Origin of the sequence: Mesorhizobium sp. CA14, assembly GCF_020165195.1 — a bacterium.
Taxonomy (GTDB): domain Bacteria; phylum Pseudomonadota; class Alphaproteobacteria; order Rhizobiales; family Rhizobiaceae; genus Mesorhizobium.
Genome location: NZ_JAIUHR010000005.1, coordinates 95,445 through 116,956, shown reverse-complemented (window position 1 = coordinate 116,956; position 21,512 = coordinate 95,445). Strand labels below are relative to the sequence as shown.

Below are 21,512 nucleotides of genomic sequence, written 5' to 3'. Positions count from 1 at the left end.
GATGCGCGCGCTGCGGCTGGGCACGTCCTGGGGAGGTTTGTTGTCGGGGCCTTTGGCCTGGGCAATCTCGACGCAGCTGAACTACACGCTCGTGCACTGGCAATGCAATCGCCAGGTTCAGGTCGTGCTCCCGGTGGCGCTGTTGCTGGTCGTATTTTCTCTGCTGGGCGGCGCGCTATCATGGCGGGCGAAGCGGCGAGGCGGCGCCGCCTTCAAGCCGGAGCGCACGCGCAGCACCGAGCGTTTCGTCGCCGATCTCGGCCTGCTTGCGGCGCTGCTGTTTGCCCTCGTCATCGTCATGCAGGGCAGCGCGGCGCTTATTCTCGACGAGTGCCTGCGATGAGCCTCGAGGCCTTCTTTTCGACCTCGATCTGCTATGGCGCCGGCGCGCCCGAGGCCGGATGGACGTTGGCGCTTCCCCTCACGCTTCCCTTGGCAGTGCTCGCGCTTATTTATGCGCTCGGCGCAAGCCGGCTATGGCGCCGCAGCGGCCGGGGCCGACCCGAGCGGCTACGCCAAGCTCTATTGTTCGCCGCCGGCTGGGGCGTTTTGACGGGAGCGCTGGTCAGCCCGATCCATGCGCTCGGCGAGCGGGTGTTCTCAGCCCATATGATCGAGCACGAGTTGCTGATGGCCGTAGCGGCGCCGCTTCTTGTCGCCGCCTGCCCCGGCGCAGCCTTGATGTGGGCATTGCCGGCCAAATTTCGCAGAGGGACGGGAAAGCTCACCCACCGCAAGGTGCTGCAGGCGCTCTGGGCCCTCGCCGCGCGCCCGCTCAGCGCGACGGTGCTTCATGGGGTTGCGATCTGGATCTGGCATATTCCGGCGCTGTTCGAGGCAGCGCTGCAGCAGGGGGTGCTGCATTATGCACAGCACGCGAGTTTCCTCGGCACTGCCTTGCTGTTCTGGTGGGCGCTTCTACGACGCTCTGGTCGACGTCAAACCTATGGCAGCTCCGTCATGCATCTTTTCTTCACCTCGCTGCACACCGGCCTGCTCGGCGTGCTGCTGCTGGTCTCGCCAAAACTCTGGTATCCGGCGAATGCCTCCGGCGCGGCGCTGTGGGGCCTGAGCCCGATCGAGGACCAGCAACTGGCCGGGCTTGTGATGTGGGTTCCGGCCGGCCTGATCTATGGTGGAGCGGCCTTGCTGCTCGCGGGCCTTTGGATAAGCAACAGTGGAACCAGGGAGGCAACGCATGCGCTCCGACCTGGCTAGGCTGATCGGCGGCGCCCTTGCCGCGATCCTCCTGCTGGCCGCGGCAGTCGGCGCGGCGGCCTTATGGACCGACCGGCGCGAGCGCGTCCGGCACGAGTCGGATGTGGCGACCGGCGGCGTGAGCGCACGCGCCATTCCGATCATGACCGCGAATGGCTGTTCCGGCTGCCATACGATTCCCGGCGTGCCGGGAGCGCAAGGCCAGGTCGGGCCGCGCCTCGACGGCAGCTTCGCCGGGCGTGTCTATATCGGCGGCGTCCTGGCAAACAATCCGGAGAACCTGATCCGCTGGATCCGCTCGGCAAGGGAAATCAACCCGCACACCGCCATGCCGTCGACAAGGATCACCGAGCAGCAGGCGCGCGATATCGCTGCCTATCTCTATGCCCTCAGATAATCAGCCTTCGCCGCCGCGCCGGGACCACAGGCCGCGGCCTGGATCGTAGCCGACCATCGCCGCCAGGAAGAATACCACAAGGCAGGCGACAACGACGAGCATGGAAACCACGTCGAACCGCAGGTAGAGCGCGAAGCGGATCAGCTCGACCGCCGAGCTGAATGGGTTCCAGGCGGCGATCGTCGCTAGCACCGGACCGGCTTCGGCGAGCCGCCAAATCGGATAGAGCGCCGTCGAGGCAAAGAACATCGGGAAAATGACGAAGTTCATCACGCCGGCGAAGTTCTCCATCTGGGTCGAGATCGAGGACACCAGTAGGCCGAACGCACCGAGCATCAGACCCGACAGCACGAGCGCCGGAAACACGGCGACATAGCCCAGGATCGGCGGCCGCACGTCCCAGAAACGCGCCACGAAAAGGAACAGGTAGACCAGCGGCAGGCCGACGATCACGCTGGCCAGCAGGCGCGCGGCAAGCAGGTACCAACGCGGCAGAGGTGCCGTCAGCAGCAGGCGCATGCTGCCCATCTCGCGGTCGTAGACCATGGCCAGCGAGCTTGCCATGGCATGAAACAGCAGCATCATGGCCGCCAGCCCGGGCACAACATAGACCTCGTAGAGGACATAAGTCTGGTAAGGCGGCGTGATCGACAGGCCGAGTACCGAGCGGAAGCCGGCGGCGAAGATCGTCAGCCAGACAAGCGGACGGACCATCGCGGAGAACAGGCGTGCGCGCTGCCGCAGCGTGCGCAGCATTTCCCGCTGCAAGATGCCGTGGAGCGCCCGCAATGCGTGATGCGTCTTCATGGCGACCCCGTCAGTGAGGCAAATGCCTCCGCGATGCTTTCGACCCCAAGCTCGGGGGAGATGCGATCAGCGCGACCGGCCCACCGCACCCTGCCCTGATGCAGCACGACGATGTCGTCATCGGCTCCCACTTCTTCGAGAAAATGCGTCGCCCACACAACGGCAATGCCGCGCTCGCGGCAAAGCTCTCTCACATGCCGCTCGAGCGCGCGCCGTCCCGGCACGTCGAGCCCGGCGGTCGGCTCGTCGAGCAGAAGCAGACGCGGACCATGCATCAGCGCCCTTGCGATCTCCACGCGTCGGCGCTGACCGCCGGACAGCGCGCGGGCGGGATGATCGATCCTGTCCAGCACTCCCAGGCGGCTGAGTTCCTCCCTGGAGCGCTCCTTGCTCAGGTCTGTGGGAAGCCCATGCAAAGCCGCGTGGTAGCGCAGGTTCTCCCCCACGGTAAGGTCGAGGTCGAGCGTCGGCAGTTGGAAAACGATGCCCATTTGCGCGAGCGCGGCGGATGGGTTCGCCTCCATCGCCTGGCCAAAGACATGCACAGATCCTGCCCGCGCGTGATAGAGACCAGTGATCAGCGAGAACAAAGTCGTCTTGCCGGCGCCGTTGCGTCCAAGCAGGATGCACATCCTCCCTTCAGCCACAGCGAACGAGACCCCCTGGAGAACCCGCCGGTTTCCGAAACTGTGGCCCAGATCCTCGACCGACAAGGCGTTCATGGGCCGATCACGACGCTCCATGGGCCGCGCCCCACCGGCAGCGATTTCACCACCTCCTGATTCTCCAGGTCGATGAAGGAGATGTCGCCCGAGTTGCCGTTGGCGCTGATCAGGCGCTTCTGGTCGTCCGAGAGCGCGACATGCCAGGGCCGCTGGCCGACGAGGTAGAGGCGCCGGACCGCGAGGGTCTTGGTATCGACCTCGGCAATCCTATTGGCCGGACCGAGCGCTACATAGGCGTTCGCGCCGTCGCGCGACATCACGATACCGACCGCCTGCACGCCCTCGCGCCGAATACCCGGCACCTCGAACTCGATCTTGCCCGTTTGAGCGCGCGTCGCGGCGTCGAACACCGTGGCGGTGCCGCGGATTTCGGACGACACCCACAATTGCTTGCCGTCCGGCGAGAACGCCGCCGCGCGCGGTCGCGTGTCGATGAGCAGATTGTCAATGAGCTCGAGCGTGGCGGCATCGATAAGATGGACCATGCTCGTGGTCTCGGAGGTGCAGGCGACCGTGCGGCCGTCCGGACTAACCGCGATGCCTTCCGGCTCCACCCCGACATCGACGGTGCCGACAACCTTGGCCGCCGCGATATCCACGACCGAAACCAGATTGTCGTTCTCATTGGCCACAAAGAGCCGTTTGCCATCCGGGTGGACGACGAAGAATTCCGGATCGGCGCCCGAAGGCAATCGGCCGACCACCTGCCGCCTGGCGAGATCGATCATGTCGATGCGGTTGTCGTCGCCTTCGGCAACGAAGAGCGTCTTCTTGTCGATCGAAAGCGCCATTCCGCGCGGACGCCGGCCGACTTCGATCGTGTCCTGAAGGGTCATGGTCGCCCCGTCGACGACGGCGACGGTGTTGTCCTGCTCGTTGGAGACGTAAATCGTCTCTGCCGAGGCGGAACGAGCCATCAACATCGAAAGGACGAGCGCGATCAGAACTTGCACGTGCTCTCCTCCAGATCGATGCCCAGAGTGTCCAGCGCGGTACGTTGATGCAAGAAGCCCGGTTGTGGCGAGCTCGAGACGAGCAGGCGAGGACCAGTGATCAGGATGGGCTGGCGCATCTGCCCGTCCCACGGACGGAAACTCAGCCCCTGTCCCTTGAAGCCGGCGAGAAGGAAATCGTCACCGCGCAGATAGTTTCCGATCACGGTCGGCTCGAGACTGTGCAGCCGCGTCGCCGCCTCGCCAACGCTTCTGACGGCAAGCCAGGCGGCGTAGTCGCTGGGCAGCATCCAACGCCCAGCCAGCTTGTGGAAGCGATCCTGGAGCTGCGTGGCGCCCCACTCCTCGTTGACCGCACTCCAGCCGGTTACGACCAGTCCTTGCGTCCCGGCCACCGGTCTCGGAAGAGCGGTGCGCCCCTCGAGATAGGCGCCGAATTCATCGGCTTCGTCGGCAATGACGAGCACATCATAGTCGCCGACTTGCGTGGCGGCGGGGATCTCGGTCTGCAGCGTGACGTGCCCGGTGTCCGCGCGGCCGTTGGCGGGCCGGAACGTCCAGGGCTGGTCGACCGTGATTTCCGCTCCGAAGCGCGTCGCGGCGCGCCGGAAGGCAGCGGCCATCGCCTGATCCTGCGGATGCGGGCCGACCAGCAGGAACCAGTGCTGCCAGCGTTTCCAGATCAGATATTCCGCCAGGGCGTCGGCGAGCATGGCGTAGCTCGGAATTGTGTGCAGCACGTTCCTGCGGCAATCCTCCTGACGCAGGCGATCATCGGGTGCGCGGCTGTTGAACAGCGTCATCCGCTCGGCGCCGGGTGTTGCGCTCGCCTGCAGCAATTGGGGCGCATCCAGATCGGCAACCACAAAGCTGATGCCGGCGGCGGCGAATTCCTTGATCGCTTCGGCTGGCGTCTCGCCGACCTTGAGGATGACTTCCTGTAACCGGAATTGCTGGCCGAGAAAGCGGCCAGTGCCCGTGTCGTCGACAATGCCCAGCCGGGCGCCTTGGAGGCCATCGTCGGTGACCGTCTGATCGAGAGGTCCCAGCGGCAAAGGCGGAGTCCGCTGTTGGCCAAGATAGCCGATCACCATAGTATGCGGCTCGGCAAGCCCGGGGACAGGTGCGGCGAGGAGCATGACCAATGCCAGCGCCTGCCTTATCCGGCTCAGGTCGCGCAAGCGAAGCCTAATGTTCGAAATCGGCACGGGCACTCCAGGACCGCAGCGACCCTAATGCTTTGGAACAAGGAATGTTCCTGGTTCAAGCGGACTGAAGTCAGCGTTTCGCGCTGTCGCTATCTGCGTCTGCCCGCGTCAGGAACTGTTCCGTGACCTGCGGCAGGTTGCTCTTCAGCCACTCGGCCATGGCTTCCTCCTCACGCAGGTTCTGTTCGCACACGCGGGCAATCTCTGCCTCGCCCGCGGCATTGGCCGCGGCGATGAGGATCGTATAGGACGCGATTTCCATGTGTTCGAACGTGTAGCTCGCAAGCGAGCCTTTCATGACCTCGTCGCCGGCGAAGACGCCGCTGATCGACTGCGCCGTGGCGGTCAGCTTGCCGCCCGCGTCCTTCAGCATGGACGACCCTTCGTCCATGCCATCCAAGCAGGTCTTCAGCCGCCTGGCCTGCTCTTTCGTTTCTTCCAGATGAGTGCGAATTCGCTCGCTGAGTTCAGGGTAGCTCTCAATCCGGCTCAATTGCCCCGACAGCATCGTCTCTGCCTGTTCCTCCATGGCGTGAGCGTCCCTCAACCATTGGACAAGCCATTCGCGCGATTCAGCCATTGCGGTGTCTCCATCTATCTGACGCCGCCCGAACCGAGGGAGGCGCGCATTGTTCCTTGACGTGTTGAGAAAGCGGCTACGATTTCCGGGACGAGGACGCGTCGGAATCGGAAAGTTTCTCGCGCACCGATTCGTCGGCCTTGTCGGCCGCGGCTTTGACGACCCCGCCGACCTTGTCGGCCAGCGTGCCCTCGCTCGACGCCTGCCGTCCGGCTTCGTCGCTCGCCGTCTGGTAGGCTTCGGCCGCGACTTGCTTTGCAGCGTCGAGGCCTTCTTTCAAAGTGTCTTGGGCAGTCTCCCCAAGCCTCTCGCGATAGGCCCCCAACCGCTCATCCTCGACCTCGGTGTGGGGCAGCATGGCGCCGATCGCAGCTCCGATGGCAAGGCCGATGGCGGCCGCGGCGAGAGGCTGGTCTTGGAGCAGACTATGCGCCGATCGGCTGGCGCTCGTCGCCATATCGGCCGCAGCTGCCGCCGAGCTCGCCAGTGTGTCGGCTGCGCTGCTTGCCATGTTCGACACTGTGCCGGCTGCTTCGCTTGCCATTCCCGAGACGGTTCCGGCCGCCCCGCGGGCCGCTTCGGCGACAGAGCCTGCTGCATCCGAGGCGGTCGAACCCATTCCAGAGCCGAACGCTCCATCATCGAGGCCAGGACCGCGCCGCGTCACCCCAGCGCTGCCAGCCGAAGCACCGGAGGCGCCGCTGCCCAACATCAGCCAAGCCAGGCCCGCGCCGATCACGGTCAGCGGCAGTGGATTGTCGCGCACCTGGAGTTTCAGATTGTGAAGCATGTCGGAGCCCGCGCCGCCTTTGAAAAGCCCAGTGAACTCGTCGAAGAGCTGCCCAGGGGTCATTTTGTCGCGAATGGAGTCGGCGGTCGCTATGACCCTTGCGCGGGTGGCTTCCGCCTCGCGTTCGAGCTCGGCTGCGGATCTCTCGGTCATCGCGCTTGTTCCTTGATCACGTTCACGTCACGCTTGAGCTGTTCCTGTGTACGGTCCGGCGCGAGCTCGGAAGGCGCCATGCTCGCCATGCCGGTCCGCAACAGGATCACTCCCAGCACGGCAACGACCACGCCGACGAGTAAAGCGGACCACCCGGCGCCCAGACCAAGGCGGGCCAGGGCGATCACAAGCGCCTGCAACAAAATCAGCAGCGCTGCGAGCAGGCATATTGCGCCGCCCAGCACCTCGACGGCGCCTGCGCCAGCCTTGGTCGCGGCCTCCGATATCTCTGCTCTTAGGAGCCTCGCCTCCGTTTGTAGGAGCGTACTCACCTCTTGGGCCAGATCGGCGACCAACGTGCCGATACTTGGATTGTCCTGAGTGCTCATTTCTTCAGCTCCGCTGCCTTGCCGGGTATGCCGCCGTCGGAACCCCAATTTGCTGGAACGCTATCCCGGCGCGCGCTCGTTCCCGGGCCGGTTTGTCCGGGGTATTCGGGCGTGGTGGCATCCTGCGTCGGGTGGCGCGTGCCGGGCGGGGAAGCCTTTATGAAGCGGCCAAGTGCCAATCCCGCCAGAACCGAACCGGCAAGAAGCGCTCCAGGATTCTGGCGGCCAAAAGACTGAACTTCTTCGAGCACTTGTCCGAACGGCTTCTCCTTCAACGAGGAGGACAGCCGCTCCAGCCCGCTTGCGGCCTCCTGCATGAACTTCGAGGCCGCACTCTGGTCGCTGTTAGCCAAGTGATCGCTCGCGGCGCGCAAAGCGCCGCCGAAAGCGGACAGGCTCGATCCGATATCGCGCTGCGTCTGCTCGGCCTTTTCGGAGACGGCCTGCTGGGCTTCGGCGGCATAAGCTCCAGCCCTGCGGGCGACCTCGTCGCGGGCCTCGTGGAGAGCTTCGCCGGCGCTTTCCGTTTCTTGCCGGATTCGGTCGGAAACTTCGTCCTTCGCTTTGGCAAAGTCGGCGGACTCGGGACCCCGATCAGTCTCGCGCTGCATGGTGCCTCCTAATGAAAGCCGAGGAAGGAAAGCACTGCTAGCACAACGACAATCAGACCTATGAGATAGATGACACTGTTCATGGTGCAGCCTCCTCGATCTAGTTCGAACTTCCTGCCGGCTGCGATGTTCCCCTGGACGAGCAGCTTTTTAGCAATTCGTCATTTGCCCTGGGCTTTGCCCTCAAAGCGGCAAGCTCCTCGTCTGGGCAAAGCAGCCTGGGCCGCGACCCGGCATGGCGAGGAAGGCCCCACCTCGAAGTTCGTCACGGTGGGCTTCTGGATCTTCCTCTTGCCCATCCTCATCATGTTCTCGGCTCTCTTTGCCGCTTACGCTGTCTCTCCAAGGCGGCGTCTGACGGACTAGCGCCAAGCCGACTCGGCGGGAACCCGGATCGCCCTCAGCCGTTCGCAGGCCATGGCAGCATTGCAGTTTCGAGAAGCGCTGACCAAGGTCGGCACGTTGACGTCCCGACCGGCAGCCTTTTTGATTTTAGGCGGCTACACTGTTTCGTGGTTTGTCTTCGAGCGGGAAACGCTCGACTGGCACGGCATCGCGACGCTGATCACCTGGGCAATGACGCTGCTTATCCAAAGGGCCGAGCATCGCGACACCCAAGCCCTGCAGGCGAAACTTGATGAGCTGATCAAGGCGAACGAAAAGGCTCGCAACGAGATCGCCGAAATAGACGACAAAGAGCCGGAAGAAATCGAGGAAATGCGAGATTCGGGCGAACAAAGCTGAGCCAACACGCCGCATGACAGCTGGTCACGCCTAGAAGGTGGGGCCATGCAGGTACCCCCATACTGGAAGAGCTTGCGCCACTCGGCCCGGTTTTCGACCGCTGCAAACCATTGAGGCGTCCGTTGCGAAACGGGAGCATTAGGATCATCTCGCAATTCCGGTCTTGCGTCACCGAAGAAGCCAAACTGATGGAAGCGACCCAGGTGCCTTTGGATCGCGTTCAGCATCCTGATAGCTAGGTCATCTTTCTCGTCGGGCCGTCGACACGCTGTTCCCACATCCAGTCCGCTAACTAGCGGCCGAGGTGGATTGGAATTGGGGATCCGGTATTGAAAGCGTCGGACGGGACGCTCAGTTGAGTGAGCACAGATTAGGCGGGTGGGACGCGCCTCCAATTACGATGCCCTGATATGATGAAAATCGGCGGTTACTATCCACAGCCCTTGAAAGCAAATCGGTACACAACCTTGTCTGCCTCATCCGTAACTCGAATCCAGCGCTGTTCGTCGCCACGTGTGTTCACGACCCCACTGCCCGTTGCCGTTTCAGCTGCCACCCATGGCGTATCGGCTTCGATGGTATGTTCAGCCACAACTCTGTCCCGGTCCATCTCTTCCACTCGATAAGCCTTCATGTGCAATCTCTGCTACGTTCATTCCCTCTCCGAACACAGAGCGAGCAAGCTTTGTTCCTGCCCCGAGCGGTCGGCTTCCAAGGGCAGCTAAGGCAGATAGGCGATCGGGATGTCCTCGCCGTCTGCCTTTCTCGAGCGTGGAGGTGCCTGATGTCTAATCGTAAGTTGCTGGGGTCCTTAATTCCGCCTTGCAGGCAGCCGACCGGCCTCCGCGCCGGTCCAATTGCCGCCCAATCTGCTGTTCGGAATCAGGAACGCTCGGCATCCCGGCGCGCCGGCGGCGGCCTGACCATCTTCTTGCTCGGCAGCGGTGGGGCCTTGTCCCTGGGTCTCGTTTCCTTGATCGTCTTCTTCATCGTGCGGTTGAAGTTCTCCTGGGAGACGTTCCCAGCGGCGCCGCGGTTTGGTCCTCGGCTGCTTGCAGGCGATCCATCTTTCGGCATCAGGCGTCTAGCTCCGACGGCTCGTGTTAGGATGCGTCGATGGTCGACAGGTGGTTGAGCAACGTGGATACCGCCGTGACTATCTGTGGCATGAAGAACGGCTTGGCAATCATGATGCTGTTCGGGACACCTTCGTGAGCCCAATGCGCCGCACTGTCGCCGCTTATGTAGACGACCGGCAAGACATTATTGGTGCGGCGAAAACGTCGCGCCAGCTCCCATCCCGTCTCGCCAGAACCCAGACGAATATCGGTCACCAGCGCTTTGAATTTTTCCGGGTCGGCATCGTAGGCGGCCACCGCGCTCGCCGCGTTATTTGCCCCGACGACTTCGAAGCCAGCTTCTTCAAGCGCAGACTCCAGGTCGAGCAAAATCATTGTCTCGTCTTCAACGATTAGGACCGCACCATCGCCCATATGCAAGTACCCCCCGAGCGAACCCCAACGCCCGATCGGAACTTATGTTCCGTGAGCGTTACGGGATGTTATCTTTCCTCGCTCAAGTTCACGCGGAACGCACAATGTAAACCAGCCCGATCGTAGGTGATCTTCACCCCACCAGCGTTCTTTCCCTCGAATACCCGCTGGAGCAGCTGCGTACCAAATCCACTTTTCCCAGGGGTGACAGGTGGACCGCCCTTCTCATGCCAATCGAGCTCAAGAACCCGGTCGCCTCCAGCCTCCTGCAGCTTCCAATTGATCGCGATAGACCCCGTTGCGTTGGAGAGCGATCCATATTTGATCGCGTTTGTCGTCAGTTCATGAAGCGCTAGGGCGAAAGAGAGCGCGATGTTGGGTGGAAGCCAGACTTGTTCGCCGCTGAGGTCGAAACGGTCGAGAGATGCATGCGCCTCAACGGCGGCCGCAATCAGAGCGCTGAGGTCGGCGCCGCTCCAGTTCTCGCGGGTCAAGATGTCGTGCGCCTTTGCCAGAGACACAAGTCGGCTGGAAAGCGCCTGACCAGCCTGTGCCAGGCTGCTGGCGTTGCGCATGGTTTGGGCGGCTATGGCCTGAACCACAGCAAGGGTGTTCTTGACCCTATGGTTCAGTTCATTGACGAGCAACTGGCGCTGTTCCTCCCCCCGTTTGCGGTCAGATATGTCCAGGCTGATCTGCACTGCGCCCACCACCGACCCTTCCGAGCTGCGAATGGGCCGCGCGCTGGAAAGCAGATATCGCTGCGCCCCTGATGGAAGAGTGTAGGCAAATTCCTCGTTGGTGGTCTCTTCACCTCGCATTGCCTTGCTAAGCGGGCGGTCCTCCCGGCTGATGGTTTGGCCGTTTTTGTAGGCAAGAGTATCGATCACCAGATCCGGCTTTCCAAATGGCCTGTGAGGCTCGGGCGACAGACCCATAAGTTCCGCCGCAAACCGGTTGCGGATAACTTGGCGCGCCTGCGGGTCATAGGTAAACCAGACCGCAGCGGGAACCGTCTCTAAGACCGTTTCCAACTCGCGCGTGCGCTCCGCAATTGCTTGCTCTGCCGCGATCATGGCCTGACCAATCGTATCGAATTCCGCGACCGAGGTAAGAATCGGCTCCACAGCGTGGCCGCTGCCGAGCGCATCGGCTCGCCCGACGAGATCTGCGGTGGCCTTGGTGAACCTCCTGCCGACGAAGTAGGCCAGGGCGAGCGAGAAAAGCAGCGCCGAAAGACCGATCCCTCCGATCTGCGCGAACGACCACCAGAGTGGCGCCTGGAGCTGGGATAGTGGAATGTTGGCGGTGTAAAACCAACCAGAATAGGGTGATCGAAAGTATCCAGCCAGCAATCTCTTCCCTTCGAAATTCTGAGACTGGAAGGTTCCGGAGCGGCCCACGACCTTGGCCACGTATTCAGGCAAACCGGGCCTGCCGGCGACCTGATCATGCATTTTGGATCTGGCGACATATTTTCCCTCGCGGTCCCCGACGCCGACCGTCCATCCCTCCGGAACCGCTGGCAGCATGGCAAGGCGGATGCGCTCGGTAGGAACTGATACCGAAAGGAATAACGGTTCGCCGCTGAAGCCCGACACCTGCGCAGTGACGGCGACGCGATACTCGTTAGCCCTGTGCCCGGCGAACACGTTGCCGACGAGAATTCCAGCCAGTTTCAGTTGCTCGCGTTCGTCAACTGTAAGCGGTGTTGTTAAAGGCATGTCGGAGGCCAGCTCAGGTCCGGTGCTTGCCAACTGGCGACCGTCGAGATTCCGCAGTGTGATTACCTCGTCCGTCCCTTGGACAAGGCGGCGCGCTTCTGCGCCAAAGGCCAGCAAGTCTCCATTGACCAGAGCCGGGGACCTGGAGAGGCCGTCAAGAACCGCCTTGAGATTAGAGAGTTCGCCTTCGACCACCAGCGATACCTGTCGAGCGGTCCACAGGGCTTCCTGCTCGATCCGCGACCTTTCATGCAGTGCGTACGTCACCAATAGATAGGCAGCGAAAAGCCAGACCGGCAACACGGCTGCCGCGATTAGTCCAAGCAGATGGGCGCGTGCCGATCGACGAGACAATCTTGTCCCCTGTCCACCTTCAAAGGTACCTTAATCCCATATGCGCGAACGACAAGCGCGAGGAGCCTGCGCGAAGCGCTACATTAGCGGCGTGCGTGAGGTGTTTACGGCATCGAGGACGCCAAACGCGCCTGACAAGCAGTGACGCGCTGCGCGGAAATTCCTGAACCAAACATCGGCGTGCGCTTTAAAAGCGAAAGGGGATGCCACAGGACTGTATCGTTTATGAACAGACTAACGACAAAACTTCCATTCCGTCTGGGCAAGTTGAGGAGGAGAGCTCCCTCGCCTCGAATGCTTTTCCTTATAGACAGGTGCGAAGAGCAAGGCAGTCCTAGGCACCTTAATCCGCAAGCCCGCGGCCTGTCACGATCCACTCTCAGGGGTTCAAGTGAGCTCGTTGGGATTTAGGTCGTGACAGATCAGGGACATCATCGCGCTGAGCAAATTGACTGCTTGATAGTTGGAGGTGGCCCCGCCGGGCTCGCGGCCGCGACTTATCTCGGCCGCTTCCGTCGTCGAGTCGTTCTTTTCGATGCCGGTGAAAGCCGCGCGAAGCTCATTCCGATTACCCGCAACTGTCCCGGTTTTCCCAACGGTCTATCCGGCCCTGACCTGCTAAATCGTTTGCGGCAACAAGCCTTGCTGAGCGGCGCGGAGCTTAGGGACGAAGCAGTCCAAGATATCAAGCGCGACGGGAGCGAGTTTATTGCTGCCGGCCCAACATCCGTTCGAGCCCGTGCGGTGCTCCTGGCAACGGGTGTGGTCGACACGCTTCCTGACATCCCACTGGCTACCGACATGATTAGAGGGGGGACAATGCGCCTTTGCCCGATCTGCGATGGCTACGAGGTCATCGATAAGCGTGTCGCAGTAATGGGCCCTTTGAAAGAGGCGGTGAAGAAGGCGTCGTTCATGCGAACCTACACCCGCGACCTTACCGTACTTGCGACCGACGGGGCGTGTCGAATGGATGATTGCTCAGGCCCACTGAGGGAGGCTGGAATCCGGGTTGAGGCCTGCATTCCCAATTCGCTCCGCCCGCTCGGTGAACATGCCATTGTCGTACTCTCCGGCGGAGCGACCGGCGCATTCGATGCGATCTATCCGGCGATGGGATGCAGGACAGGGGCTAAGTTTGGGATAGACCTCGGGGCGACTTGCGACGACCTCGGATACCTTATTGTAGATGCGCACCAGCGAACCGTTGTGCCCGGTCTCTATGCCGCTGGTGATGTGGTGAACGAAATCAACCAGATCGCGGTAGCGTTCGGCGACGCCGCGATCGCGGCCACGGACATTCACAATCAACTTGCAGACACCAACCACGGCTTTCGTCACTGACCGCCATGCACCTTGTTCAAATACTGCTTCCCTGCATGGATAATGACGGTCAGCCTTTCGCCCAAGAAGACTTCGAGAGGGTAAAGGAAGAACTGGCGAGCCGCTTCGAGGGTGTTACCGCCTATCTTCAGGCTCCTGCGGATGGTTTGTGGAGAAAGGATGCCGAGTCAAACGCCGACAAGATCGTCATCTTTGAAGTCATGACCGAGGAGATCGACCTACGTGAGTGGCGTGATCGCCGTACGGCGCTGGAGAGGCGTTTCCGGCAGGAGAAGGTGATTATTCGCTATATGCCGATCACGCTGATTTAAGCCGCGAGGTCCGATAGATCTTCAAGTCAAATCATTTGCCAACTGCCGTTCACGCGCGCAACGGCAAGGGAAGCGACGTGCACTGCTCGGCCTGAATTGCGATGATCAGTCATATAAACTGAAACCTTGCGGACCTCCGCACGTTGCAGTGCTGCCAACCACAAGTGGGAGCTTTCATGCAGAGTGTGAATCGAACCGGACATCAGTGGAACCAGGCGTATGACCCGGTCGAATTCGCAGAAAAGCACGGGTTGACGGTAAGGCAGGCTATCGTCGTCATCGAAAGCAACGGTCCTTCTCGCGAAAAATGCGACCAGGCAGGTCACGCCTTCGCCGCAGCTTTAAAGCAATTTGGCCGCAGCCGTCATCAGCGCAAAAGGTCCGCTTGACCATCCCTTTTCCTGGAAGGGTGACGCTAGCGCCGCGGGGGAAAGAGACCACTCTCCGACTAGCTTCGCGGTCTGGTCGATTTTTCGGCGCACAGACATGGCCGTTAATAGGCTCTGCGGCCACGCAACCAACGCCGAGGAATGACGAGCGGTGATCCGCAGGATTCGCCAATGCGGCGGCAGCATTGGCGACAGGAACGTGGATGCGCGCGTTCGAAGCCGAGCAAAATGGAGCGAATTGTCGAACAGGGAGTTAGGCAGCCTAGATGGGAGAGACAAGAATGGGTGCCACGGCCGCCCCCGACAGCAAGGGCTACGGCACGCCAACCACCCCGGCGGCGGAAGGCCTCAGCCCTGCCCTGGCGCGGAACATAGAGGCGTTGGTCGCGAGACGGAAACGCGACGCGAAGTCTGCATCCCTGGAGCAACGCACGGCCGCAGCTATCAGCAGCTTCGCCGGCAGCATGATGTTCGTCTATATCCACCTTGTCTTGTTTGGGGCGTGGATCGCACTCAATCTCGGCATCGTAACCTTCATAAAGCCGTTTGATCCATCGTTGGTCATCCTGGCCATGTTCGCCTCGGTCGAGGCGATCTTTCTGTCGACATTCGTTCTGATCAACCAGAACCGCATGGCGGCCGAGGACAATGCCAGGGCAGACCTCGATCTGCAGGTCAGTCTGCTGAATGAACATGAGACAACCAAGCTCATCAAACTGGTCGAAGAGATTGCCAAGCGGCTGGACGTGGATACCAAAGGTGACGACGAGCTGAAGGAGCTCAAGCGCGACGTGGCACCCGAAGCTGTTCTGGACAAAATCGAAGAGGTGGGCGAACGGGCGACGCCAAGTTGATCCCGCAGCCTGTGCTGGCGCTTCGGCTCTCGCCAACCGCGCGAAGCTCGCTTGATCTGCTACTTTGCCCTGAAGCGCTTTACCCGGCTGTCGACTGGGCGTTGTCGCCGGATGCACGCTGCTGTTTTTGGCCGGAGCGATCACCGCCTACGACCCCTCGCGCCGCCAAGGACACGGGAGGAAATGCTTGGTGAATTGGCTTGGCTCGCCGCGCGGGCGCGAACGAGATGAGTTCGCCGGTCGTGAAAACGAAAGAGGCGACGGAGGAAAGGAACCGATCTTCGATTTGGTTGTTTGAGAACGCAGTGTTTCATTTGTCCATTTGTGAAGTGATGGACGAGCCATTGCGCCCGCCCGCGATGGAGCCAAAGACATGACCGGCTCCTTCGGGCTGGCAGAAGAGGAGAATGCGATGAAGAAGAGCTGGAAGAAACCGACCATGTGCCAGGTCGCTGCGGGCTTCGAAATTTCGCGGTATCTGCCTGCTGAAATTCCTCCCAGGAAGTAGGCCGCAAGGGTGCATGTCCCTGCCAGCGGGGGCATGCACCCCGCCGCATGTGAGGGCTTTGCGGCGGGAAACGCGAATATCAAACTGTCTGCGGCCGAAAAGCCGATCGGACGGGTCGTGGGGCGGGCGTTGGCATGCGCGTGAAGATCATCGGATCGGCGGCCGGAGGCGGCTTTCCGCAATGGAACTGCAATTACCGCCTGAGCCGCGCGGCTCGCACGGGCATGCCCGGCGTGCGTTCGCGAACCCAATCATCCATCGCCGTATCGACGGACGGGACAGGTTGGGTTCTCTTCAACGCGTCGCCCGATATCCGCCAGCAGATTGCGCAAGCGCCCGAGCTGCAGCCCGCGGCCGACGCACCGCTGCGCTCGACGCCTATCCGCGCGGTGGTGCTGACCAATGCCGACGTGGACCATGTCGCCGGCCTGCTGAGCCTGCGTGAGCGACAGCCTTTCGCGATCTATGCGACGGCGCAGGTGCTGGCGACGCTGGAGGCGAATTCGATCTTCAATGTTCTCGATCCGGCGATCGTGCCTCGGCGCCTGCTGGCGCCGACGGAGGAAATGGCGATCTGCGGCGCGAACGGCCACCCGACCGGCGTGGTCGTCGGCAGCTTTCCGGTGCCAGGCAAGGTCGCGCTCTATCTTGAGCAAAGAGGCGATCCCGCCGTCGATTTCAGCTCCGACACGGGCGACACGATCGGCGTCCGTATCAGCGGAACCGGCGGTCGCGGCGCGGTTTTTTACATTCCGGGCTGCGCGCGCATCGATGCCGCACTGCGCACGCGCCTAGCGGATGCCGCCTGCCTTCTGTTCGACGGCACCGTCTACACGGACGACGAGATGATCACGGCCCGCGTCGGCCAGAAAACCGGCGCGCGCATGGGGCACATCGCAATGTCCGGAGAAGCGGGTTCGATCGCCGGCCTGGCCGATGTGAAGATCGGTCGCCGTATCTTCATCCATATCAACAACACCAATCCTGTTCTGGACGAGAATTCCGCCGAACACGCGGCGGTCAAGGCGGCTGGCTGGGAAGTCGCCAGCGAGGGCATGGAGATGGAATTTTGAGCGATTTCCATGACGCGGCCCGAGGCGGACTGTCTAAGAGCGAACTCGAGGCCGTGCTGCGGCGGGTCGGCGACGAGCGCTATCACAACCGCCATCCTTTCCATCACAGAATGACCGGCGGCGCACTGTCGAAGGCCGAAATGCAGGCCTGGGCGCTGAACCGCTATTGCTACCAGGCCGTCATTCCACGCAAGGACGCCATGATCCTGGCGCGTGCCGAGGATCCGGCGTTTCGTGCCGCGTGGCGCAAGCGCATCGAAGACCATGACGGCGATGATGGCTGGAGCGGCGGCATCGCGCGCTGGCTGCACCTGGCAACCTCGCTCGGGCTCGATGCCGAAGCGGTCAAGAGCGAAAGGCTGGCGCTGCCGGCGACCCGCTTCGCCGTCGGCGCCTATCTTTCCTTCTGCACGAACCGTACGCTGCTCGAGGCAGTCGCGTCATCGCTGACCGAGATGTTCTCGCCGACCATCATCGGCGAGCGGGTGTCGGCGATGCTGGCCAGATACGACTACATCACCAAGGATACGCTGGCCTATTTCAGCCGGCGGCCCGAACAGGCATCGCGCGACGCCGAGTTCGCCCTCGCCTATGTGCTCGCCCATGCCGACACGCCCGAGCGCCAGCAGCAGGCGATCGATGCGCTGGTGTTCAAATGCGACATACTCTGGGCCATGCTCGATGCACTCCAGCATGCATATGGCGCGCCGGGAAACATACCGCCCGGCGCCTTCCGCCCGGAGGCGGGGCCATGACAGCACTGCGGGACAGAGCCATCGTGTCGTTGCAGTCGGCGCCATCGCTGCCCAGGCATGTGCGCATCCAGTACGATCCCATGCGGCAGGCCTTCGCGCTGCTTTCGCCGGAGAAGGTATTCTGGCCGAACGAGATCAGTCTCGACATATTGCGCCGCTGCGACGGCCGGTCCACCGTCGAGCGCATCATCGCCGATCTTGCGGCCGACTATGACACGGATCCGCAGGAGGTGGCGGCCGACGTCATCGCCTTCCTGCAGGAATGGTCTGACAAGCTTTTGGTGAAGCTATGAGCGCGCCCCTCCTGCCCCCTATCGGCATGCTGGCGGAACTGACGCATCGCTGCCCGCTGCAGTGCCCTTATTGCTCTAATCCGCTCGAACTGCTGAAGGCGAACCACGAGCTCGACACGCAGACCTGGCTCGATCTGTTCTCGCAGGCCGCCGATCTCGGTGTCCTGCAGGTGCATCTTTCCGGCGGCGAGCCGACGCTGCGTCGCGACCTCGAGCAATTGATCGCCGGGCTTTCGGCGCGCGGCGTCTACACCAACCTCATCACCGCCGGCATCGGCATTGCTGAGGGCCGCATCGAGGCCTTTGCCGAAGCCGGTCTCGACCACCTGCAATTAAGCTTCCAGGGCGCCCGTCCGGCGACCACCGACCGTATCGGCAACCACCGGGGCAGTCACGAGAAGAAGCTGGAGACGGCTCGCCGCGCCCGCGCGGCCGGGCTGCCCCTCACCATCAATGCGCCGGTTCATCGCCATAACATCGAGGAAGTGCCGGAATTCATCGACCTCGCCCTCTCCTTGGATGCGGAACGGCTCGAGATCGCCAACGTCCAATATGCCGGTTGGGCGCTCGCCAACCGCGACAGGCTGATGCCCGACCTGGCAGCGGTCAACCGGCAGGCGGACATCGTCGCGGCGGCGCGCGAAAGGCTCGCCGGCATCATGAACATCGATTTCGTCACGCCGGATTATTTTGCCGTTTATCCCAAGCCATGCATGGGCGGCTGGGCGCGCGACGCCTTCATGGTGGCGCCCGACGGCACCGTGTTGCCGTGCCATGCAGCCCAGACCATTCCCTCGCTGCGCTTCGAGCGCTTCGGAGACCGCAGGCTCGCCGAAATTTGGGCCGACTCACCGGCATTCAGCGCCTTCCGCGGCACCGACTGGATGCAGGAGCCGTGCCGAAGCTGCGAGCGCCGCGAGGTCGATTGGGGCGGCTGCAGGTGTCAGGCGATGGCGATCGCCGGCGATGCGGCGGCAACGGATCCGGCCTGCATCAAGTCGCCGATCCACAAGCGAATGGCGATGCTGACCGACGCCGCGCAGGCAGCGCCGGGGGGAAATGAAAGCTTCATTTTCCGGCGGATCGGCGCCACAACCCCACGTGACGCGCGCACTGATCATGGCCCCCGATAACGGCCCACCCAAAAATGTTCGGCGGCGGACCCACTTCGACGCAACCTCTTGCGACGCCTCTCACCGGCCAAATAGGTGCAAGAGCGGCAGCGATTGTGAGACCGTGAGAGTTGCTGAATATATCGCCCTGCCGGTTTCATCATAGACCGAGATCGTCAGGGTCTCATCGACGTCGCTCTCAGCTATTTCGTCGACGGCGATATCGTGCAGCGCCTTAAGCGCTTCTCGTCGCATGTCCCCCAGGCTGTCCAGTTCAACCCACGCATCGGCAAAGCGCTGCCCGTTTCTCGTAACTTCGAAAGCGTACCGTGGCATTCAGCCATTTTGAGCACTCCGGATGCTAGCGCATTTACATTTGAGTGATCGCAATGGGCTGAGGGACGAGGTCTCGCAAAAAAAGTTGATACCTTGCGCGATAATAGCGGTCGAACATTTGCCTGATTGGCCAGGTGCTCCGCTTCCGCTTGCGATAGCCCAATCAGCGATAGAACACTTCGTTTCTGCCGGGAGATCAGTGATCGGCCGTAGACCAGCCGCTCGCCGTTCGGCGGGTGCTACTTATTCGCGGCACGCTCCTTTTGCAGCGCGATAGCTTCTGTGCGCGTCGCGCCGACCGGGGCTGGTCCGCTCGGCAAGCTGGCTTTTTCCGGTCATATTCGGTCCGTTACCGATCTTGGCTTAGACCCTCTCCTCGAAGTTATCCAGCTTACGCCAGTCAAAGCTGACACCAATGCCTGGCTCGTCTGGGGCGACTGCCAGCCCATCCTGCAACCTGAGCGGACGAGTGGTGTACAGATCGATGTCAAAACTGTGCGCCTCCACCCAACCGGCGTTTGGTTGGCCCGCAACCAAACTGACATGCAGTTCCTGCATGCCGTGGCTGCACACCGGAATTCCGGCCTTGCGGGAAAGCTCGGCCACCCGCAACCAGCCTGTAATGCCGCCACAGTTCGACGCGTCGGGTTGGATGTAGGATAGCTTCGACCAGGCGAAGGCATGCTCGAACTCCTCGATCACATGCAGGTTCTCGCCCATGGCCAGCGGCATGCCCGTCGCGTCGGCAATGGCAGCGTAGCCCTGGTAATCGTCAGGTATGATGGGCTCCTCGAACCACAGCAACTCGTAAGGCGCGAATGCTTTCGCCGCTTCGATCGCCCGATGAATGTCGAGTGCGTAATTGGCGTCCACCATGAACGGGGTGTGCGGCCCAATGCGCTCGCGGATCGCCTTAACTCGGGCGACATCCTCCGCGAGGTCGTCTTTGCCGACCTTGATCTTCACAGCATTGAACCCGGCGGCGAGATAGGAGTCGATGCTCGCCTGCAACTGATCGAGGGAGAAGTTCAGGTCGATGCCGCCGCGATATGCCTTGGCTGTCTTGCCGGCCTTGCCTGCCATTTCCCAGAGTGGCCGGCCGATGCGCCGGCCCTGCAGATCCCAGAGCGCTATATCGACCGCAGAAATTGCAAAGGACGCGATGCCGCCGCGTCCGACATAATGGATGTGCCATAGCATCCCATCATAGAGCGCCTCGATGTCGGTCGCGTCCCGTCCTTTCAGGAACGGCGCCAGATCGTGCACGATCATGGCTCCGATCGCATGCCCACCTTTACCGCCAGTGTAGGTGTATCCAGTCCCTTCGCTGCCGTCCGCCAGCCTCAGGGTCGCTGTCACCAGCTCGAAATGCGTGTGAGCGCCATGCTTGGCGTCGGTCATTACTTCACGCAGCGGCACCCGGAAAAGCCGAACCTCAACGTCCGTGATTTCTGTATCGCCCATTGCGAAGCTCTCGCCGCCTGACCCCATTTCGTCATACCATAATGGCACTCAATCGGGCTAATCGCAACCGGATCGGCGACTTACCGCACTTTTGGTCCGATGATAGCTCACCAGACCTTGTGCTTTGGTCCGATCTGAGCATTAATGATTGCCTCAAGTGGAGGATGGCTTGCTAAGTACACCACAGCATCTTGGAACGCGGGCCACGAGCGGAGCTGCTCGCGCCGCAGACGCCATGGTGATCGGAATCGAAGCGGATATCGCCTCCGGCAAGCTCGGCGACGGCAGCTTCCTGCCGGCCGAGCGCGAATTGATGGCCGAGTACGGCGTCGGCCGCGGCGTAGTGCGTGAAGCGGTCGCTCGCCTGGCAAGCCGCGGTCTGATCGAAGCGCGTCCACGCTTTCGCCCAGTGGTCCGCCGGCCGGGGCTGGAGGCGGCGTTCGGCGCTTTAGAAGGTGTTGTCGGCCACCTGCTAAGCGCTCAGGCGGGAGTGAAGAACCTCTACGACACCCGGGTCTTTCTTGAAGCCTCTCTTGCGCGCAACGCCGCCATCCATGCGCGCAAAGACGACGTGGCCACGCTCAGATCAGCGCTCGAGATGAACGAGGCGGCAATACCGGATTCGGAAAAATTCTATGCCACCGACGTAGGATTCCACGCCGTGCTCTACCAGATCACGCGCAACCCGGTGATGCCCGCCGTGCACAAGGCCTTCACCGCGTGGCTGTCACCGCATTGGATGCGCATGCCTCGATCACCCGAGCGCAACCGCATCAATTTCCTGAGCCACCGCGAAATCTGCATGGCGATCATCGAGCGAGATCCAGACGGCGCAGAGCGGGCGCTGCTCAATCATCTTTCCGCGGCCTGGGAGTATGTCCGTGGCACATTTGAAATGCCGTGAGGGCCGGAGGGAGGACCGGCGAG

At 62.0% G+C, this 21,512-nt stretch carries 28 protein-coding genes; 15 read left to right on the top strand and 13 right to left on the bottom strand.

Annotated elements, in window-relative coordinates; all coding sequences use genetic code 11:
* Position 1 precedes the first annotated feature (1 nt).
* The 3 genes from LB565_RS08535 to LB565_RS08525 are packed head-to-tail and all read left to right on the top strand — an operon-like array spanning position 2 to position 1,615.
* Entirely contained in the window at positions 2-343 is a 342-nt protein-coding gene (locus LB565_RS08535) for a hypothetical protein (RefSeq protein ID WP_224582768.1), read from the top strand.
* Positions 340-1,218: a cytochrome c oxidase assembly protein gene (locus LB565_RS08530; RefSeq protein ID WP_224582766.1), complete on the top strand. Its 879-nt coding sequence runs from the start codon at positions 340-342 to the stop codon at positions 1,216-1,218. The genes LB565_RS08535 and LB565_RS08530 overlap by 4 nt, the downstream gene beginning before the upstream one ends.
* A complete protein-coding gene (locus tag LB565_RS08525; protein ID WP_224582763.1) occupies positions 1,199-1,615 on the top strand; it encodes a c-type cytochrome in 417 nt (138 codons plus the stop codon). The genes LB565_RS08530 and LB565_RS08525 overlap by 20 nt, the downstream gene beginning before the upstream one ends.
* Here LB565_RS08525 and LB565_RS08520 read toward each other — a convergent pair whose 3' ends face one another.
* The 8 genes from LB565_RS08520 to LB565_RS08485 all read right to left on the bottom strand — a co-directional run bounded on the left by LB565_RS08520 (position 1,616) and on the right by LB565_RS08485 (position 7,831).
* Complete coding sequence (locus LB565_RS08520) at positions 1,616-2,422, bottom strand: ABC transporter permease (protein WP_224582761.1); 807 nt, start codon at positions 2,420-2,422, stop codon at positions 1,616-1,618.
* Positions 2,419-3,144 carry an ABC transporter ATP-binding protein gene (locus LB565_RS08515; protein WP_224582759.1) on the bottom strand — a complete coding sequence of 242 codons (726 nt, stop codon included), beginning with the start codon at positions 3,142-3,144 and terminating at the stop codon, positions 2,419-2,421. The genes LB565_RS08520 and LB565_RS08515 overlap by 4 nt, the downstream gene beginning before the upstream one ends.
* Positions 3,141-4,100: a PQQ-dependent catabolism-associated beta-propeller protein gene (locus LB565_RS08510; RefSeq protein WP_224582757.1), complete on the bottom strand. Its 960-nt coding sequence runs from the start codon at positions 4,098-4,100 to the stop codon at positions 3,141-3,143. The genes LB565_RS08515 and LB565_RS08510 overlap by 4 nt, the downstream gene beginning before the upstream one ends.
* The gene (locus LB565_RS08505) at positions 4,088-5,308 is read right to left on the bottom strand and encodes an ABC transporter substrate-binding protein (RefSeq protein WP_224582755.1); all 1,221 of its coding nucleotides are present in this window, start codon (positions 5,306-5,308) and stop codon (positions 4,088-4,090) included. The genes LB565_RS08510 and LB565_RS08505 overlap by 13 nt, the downstream gene beginning before the upstream one ends.
* Before the next feature lie 70 nt (positions 5,309-5,378).
* Entirely contained in the window at positions 5,379-5,888 is a 510-nt protein-coding gene (locus LB565_RS08500; protein WP_224582752.1) for a ferritin-like domain-containing protein, read from the bottom strand.
* 76 nt (positions 5,889-5,964) lie between these two features.
* Positions 5,965-6,831, bottom strand: coding sequence for a DUF3618 domain-containing protein (locus tag LB565_RS08495; protein WP_224582751.1), 867 nt, complete (start codon positions 6,829-6,831; stop codon positions 5,965-5,967).
* Complete coding sequence (locus LB565_RS08490; RefSeq protein ID WP_224582749.1) at positions 6,828-7,220, bottom strand: phage holin family protein; 393 nt, start codon at positions 7,218-7,220, stop codon at positions 6,828-6,830. Before LB565_RS08490 ends, LB565_RS08495 begins: the two co-directional genes overlap by 4 nt.
* The gene (locus LB565_RS08485; RefSeq protein WP_224582747.1) at positions 7,217-7,831 is read right to left on the bottom strand and encodes a hypothetical protein; all 615 of its coding nucleotides are present in this window, start codon (positions 7,829-7,831) and stop codon (positions 7,217-7,219) included. Before LB565_RS08485 ends, LB565_RS08490 begins: the two co-directional genes overlap by 4 nt.
* Positions 7,832-7,900: 69 nt before the next feature.
* Here LB565_RS08485 and LB565_RS08480 point away from each other — a divergent pair, with 69 nt between their 5' ends.
* Together LB565_RS08480 and LB565_RS08475 are read left to right on the top strand one after the other, a co-directional pair.
* On the top strand, positions 7,901-8,197 hold the full coding sequence (locus LB565_RS08480) for a hypothetical protein (RefSeq protein ID WP_224582745.1): 297 nt from the start codon (positions 7,901-7,903) through the stop codon (positions 8,195-8,197).
* Between the two features lie 51 nt (positions 8,198-8,248).
* Positions 8,249-8,575 (top strand): low affinity iron permease family protein, encoded by a 327-nt coding sequence (locus LB565_RS08475; protein ID WP_224582744.1) that lies wholly within the window; start codon positions 8,249-8,251, stop codon positions 8,573-8,575.
* A gap of 430 nt (positions 8,576-9,005) precedes the next feature.
* Here the strand turns inward: LB565_RS08475 and LB565_RS08470 are convergent, their stop codons facing one another.
* The 3 genes from LB565_RS08470 to LB565_RS08460 form a co-directional block, all read right to left on the bottom strand.
* Positions 9,006-9,209, bottom strand: a complete 204-nt coding sequence (locus LB565_RS08470; RefSeq protein ID WP_224582743.1) for a hypothetical protein — start codon at positions 9,207-9,209, stop codon at positions 9,006-9,008.
* Positions 9,210-9,678: 469 nt separating this feature from the next.
* A complete protein-coding gene (locus tag LB565_RS08465) occupies positions 9,679-10,068 on the bottom strand; it encodes a response regulator (RefSeq protein ID WP_224582742.1) in 390 nt (129 codons plus the stop codon).
* Between the two features lie 68 nt (positions 10,069-10,136).
* Positions 10,137-12,146, bottom strand: coding sequence for a sensor histidine kinase (locus tag LB565_RS08460; RefSeq protein WP_224582741.1), 2,010 nt, complete (start codon positions 12,144-12,146; stop codon positions 10,137-10,139).
* Between the two features lie 414 nt (positions 12,147-12,560).
* Here LB565_RS08460 and LB565_RS08455 point away from each other — a divergent pair, with 414 nt between their 5' ends.
* From LB565_RS08455 to pqqE, 9 genes are all read left to right on the top strand, one after another.
* Entirely contained in the window at positions 12,561-13,490 is a 930-nt protein-coding gene (locus LB565_RS08455) for an NAD(P)/FAD-dependent oxidoreductase (RefSeq protein WP_224582740.1), read from the top strand.
* Between the two features lie 35 nt (positions 13,491-13,525).
* Positions 13,526-13,801, top strand: a complete 276-nt coding sequence (locus LB565_RS08450) for a hypothetical protein (RefSeq protein ID WP_224582739.1) — start codon at positions 13,526-13,528, stop codon at positions 13,799-13,801.
* Positions 13,802-13,977: 176 nt separating this feature from the next.
* Positions 13,978-14,190 (top strand): hypothetical protein, encoded by a 213-nt coding sequence (locus LB565_RS08445; RefSeq protein ID WP_224582738.1) that lies wholly within the window; start codon positions 13,978-13,980, stop codon positions 14,188-14,190.
* A 281-nt stretch (positions 14,191-14,471) separates the two neighbouring features.
* Complete coding sequence (locus LB565_RS08440) at positions 14,472-15,044, top strand: DUF1003 domain-containing protein (protein WP_224582737.1); 573 nt, start codon at positions 14,472-14,474, stop codon at positions 15,042-15,044.
* Between the two features lie 373 nt (positions 15,045-15,417).
* Complete coding sequence (locus LB565_RS29820; RefSeq protein WP_263488410.1) at positions 15,418-15,552, top strand: hypothetical protein; 135 nt, start codon at positions 15,418-15,420, stop codon at positions 15,550-15,552.
* Positions 15,553-15,686: 134 nt separating this feature from the next.
* On the top strand, positions 15,687-16,625 hold the full coding sequence (gene pqqB / locus LB565_RS08435; protein WP_224582735.1) for a pyrroloquinoline quinone biosynthesis protein PqqB: 939 nt from the start codon (positions 15,687-15,689) through the stop codon (positions 16,623-16,625).
* Positions 16,622-17,380, top strand: a complete 759-nt coding sequence (gene pqqC / locus LB565_RS08430) for a pyrroloquinoline-quinone synthase PqqC (protein ID WP_224582725.1) — start codon at positions 16,622-16,624, stop codon at positions 17,378-17,380. Before pqqB ends, pqqC begins: the two co-directional genes overlap by 4 nt.
* Positions 17,377-17,673, top strand: coding sequence for a pyrroloquinoline quinone biosynthesis peptide chaperone PqqD (gene pqqD, locus LB565_RS08425; protein ID WP_224582723.1), 297 nt, complete (start codon positions 17,377-17,379; stop codon positions 17,671-17,673). The genes pqqC and pqqD overlap by 4 nt, the downstream gene beginning before the upstream one ends.
* Positions 17,670-18,806, top strand: a complete 1,137-nt coding sequence (gene pqqE / locus LB565_RS08420) for a pyrroloquinoline quinone biosynthesis protein PqqE (protein ID WP_224582722.1) — start codon at positions 17,670-17,672, stop codon at positions 18,804-18,806. Before pqqD ends, pqqE begins: the two co-directional genes overlap by 4 nt.
* A gap of 60 nt (positions 18,807-18,866) precedes the next feature.
* Here the strand turns inward: pqqE and LB565_RS30010 are convergent, their stop codons facing one another.
* Entirely contained in the window at positions 18,867-19,121 is a 255-nt protein-coding gene (locus tag LB565_RS30010; RefSeq protein WP_411970619.1) for a DUF6894 family protein, read from the bottom strand.
* A 363-nt stretch (positions 19,122-19,484) separates the two neighbouring features.
* Positions 19,485-20,585 carry a mandelate racemase/muconate lactonizing enzyme family protein gene (locus LB565_RS08415; protein WP_224582721.1) on the bottom strand — a complete coding sequence of 367 codons (1,101 nt, stop codon included), beginning with the start codon at positions 20,583-20,585 and terminating at the stop codon, positions 19,485-19,487.
* 235 nt (positions 20,586-20,820) lie between these two features.
* Here LB565_RS08415 and LB565_RS08410 point away from each other — a divergent pair, with 235 nt between their 5' ends.
* Positions 20,821-21,489, top strand: coding sequence for an FCD domain-containing protein (locus LB565_RS08410; protein WP_224582716.1), 669 nt, complete (start codon positions 20,821-20,823; stop codon positions 21,487-21,489).
* Positions 21,490-21,512: the final 23 nt, after the last annotated feature.

What these genes read in the sequence shown, in the direction of transcription:
- LB565_RS08475 (WP_224582744.1), top strand. Translation starts at nt 8,249, where the DNA reads ATGGCAGCATTGCAGTTTCGAGAAGCGCTGACCAAGGTCGGCACGTTG.
- LB565_RS08515 (WP_224582759.1), bottom strand. Translation starts at nt 3,144, where the DNA reads ATGAACGCCTTGTCGGTCGAGGATCTGGGCCACAGTTTCGGAAACCGG.
- LB565_RS30010 (WP_411970619.1), bottom strand. Translation starts at nt 19,121, where the DNA reads ATGCCACGGTACGCTTTCGAAGTTACGAGAAACGGGCAGCGCTTTGCC.
- LB565_RS08440 (WP_224582737.1), top strand. Translation starts at nt 14,472, where the DNA reads ATGGGTGCCACGGCCGCCCCCGACAGCAAGGGCTACGGCACGCCAACC.
- LB565_RS08410 (WP_224582716.1), top strand. Translation starts at nt 20,821, where the DNA reads ATGGTGATCGGAATCGAAGCGGATATCGCCTCCGGCAAGCTCGGCGAC.
- LB565_RS08500 (WP_224582752.1), bottom strand. Translation starts at nt 5,888, where the DNA reads ATGGCTGAATCGCGCGAATGGCTTGTCCAATGGTTGAGGGACGCTCAC.
- LB565_RS08445 (WP_224582738.1), top strand. Translation starts at nt 13,978, where the DNA reads ATGCAGAGTGTGAATCGAACCGGACATCAGTGGAACCAGGCGTATGAC.
- LB565_RS08415 (WP_224582721.1), bottom strand. Translation starts at nt 20,585, where the DNA reads ATGGGCGATACAGAAATCACGGACGTTGAGGTTCGGCTTTTCCGGGTG.
- LB565_RS08530 (WP_224582766.1), top strand. Translation starts at nt 340, where the DNA reads ATGAGCCTCGAGGCCTTCTTTTCGACCTCGATCTGCTATGGCGCCGGC.
- LB565_RS08480 (WP_224582745.1), top strand. Translation starts at nt 7,901, where the DNA reads ATGACACTGTTCATGGTGCAGCCTCCTCGATCTAGTTCGAACTTCCTG.
- LB565_RS08525 (WP_224582763.1), top strand. Translation starts at nt 1,199, where the DNA reads ATGCGCTCCGACCTGGCTAGGCTGATCGGCGGCGCCCTTGCCGCGATC.
- pqqB (WP_224582735.1), top strand. Translation starts at nt 15,687, where the DNA reads ATGCGCGTGAAGATCATCGGATCGGCGGCCGGAGGCGGCTTTCCGCAA.
- pqqD (WP_224582723.1), top strand. Translation starts at nt 17,377, where the DNA reads ATGACAGCACTGCGGGACAGAGCCATCGTGTCGTTGCAGTCGGCGCCA.
- LB565_RS29820 (WP_263488410.1), top strand. Translation starts at nt 15,418, where the DNA reads ATGACCGGCTCCTTCGGGCTGGCAGAAGAGGAGAATGCGATGAAGAAG.
- LB565_RS08520 (WP_224582761.1), bottom strand. Translation starts at nt 2,422, where the DNA reads ATGAAGACGCATCACGCATTGCGGGCGCTCCACGGCATCTTGCAGCGG.
- LB565_RS08490 (WP_224582749.1), bottom strand. Translation starts at nt 7,220, where the DNA reads ATGAGCACTCAGGACAATCCAAGTATCGGCACGTTGGTCGCCGATCTG.
- LB565_RS08495 (WP_224582751.1), bottom strand. Translation starts at nt 6,831, where the DNA reads ATGACCGAGAGATCCGCAGCCGAGCTCGAACGCGAGGCGGAAGCCACC.
- LB565_RS08465 (WP_224582742.1), bottom strand. Translation starts at nt 10,068, where the DNA reads ATGGGCGATGGTGCGGTCCTAATCGTTGAAGACGAGACAATGATTTTG.
- pqqE (WP_224582722.1), top strand. Translation starts at nt 17,670, where the DNA reads ATGAGCGCGCCCCTCCTGCCCCCTATCGGCATGCTGGCGGAACTGACG.
- LB565_RS08450 (WP_224582739.1), top strand. Translation starts at nt 13,526, where the DNA reads ATGGATAATGACGGTCAGCCTTTCGCCCAAGAAGACTTCGAGAGGGTA.
- LB565_RS08535 (WP_224582768.1), top strand. Translation starts at nt 2, where the DNA reads ATGCGCGCGCTGCGGCTGGGCACGTCCTGGGGAGGTTTGTTGTCGGGG.
- LB565_RS08485 (WP_224582747.1), bottom strand. Translation starts at nt 7,831, where the DNA reads ATGCAGCGCGAGACTGATCGGGGTCCCGAGTCCGCCGACTTTGCCAAA.
- LB565_RS08470 (WP_224582743.1), bottom strand. Translation starts at nt 9,209, where the DNA reads ATGAAGGCTTATCGAGTGGAAGAGATGGACCGGGACAGAGTTGTGGCT.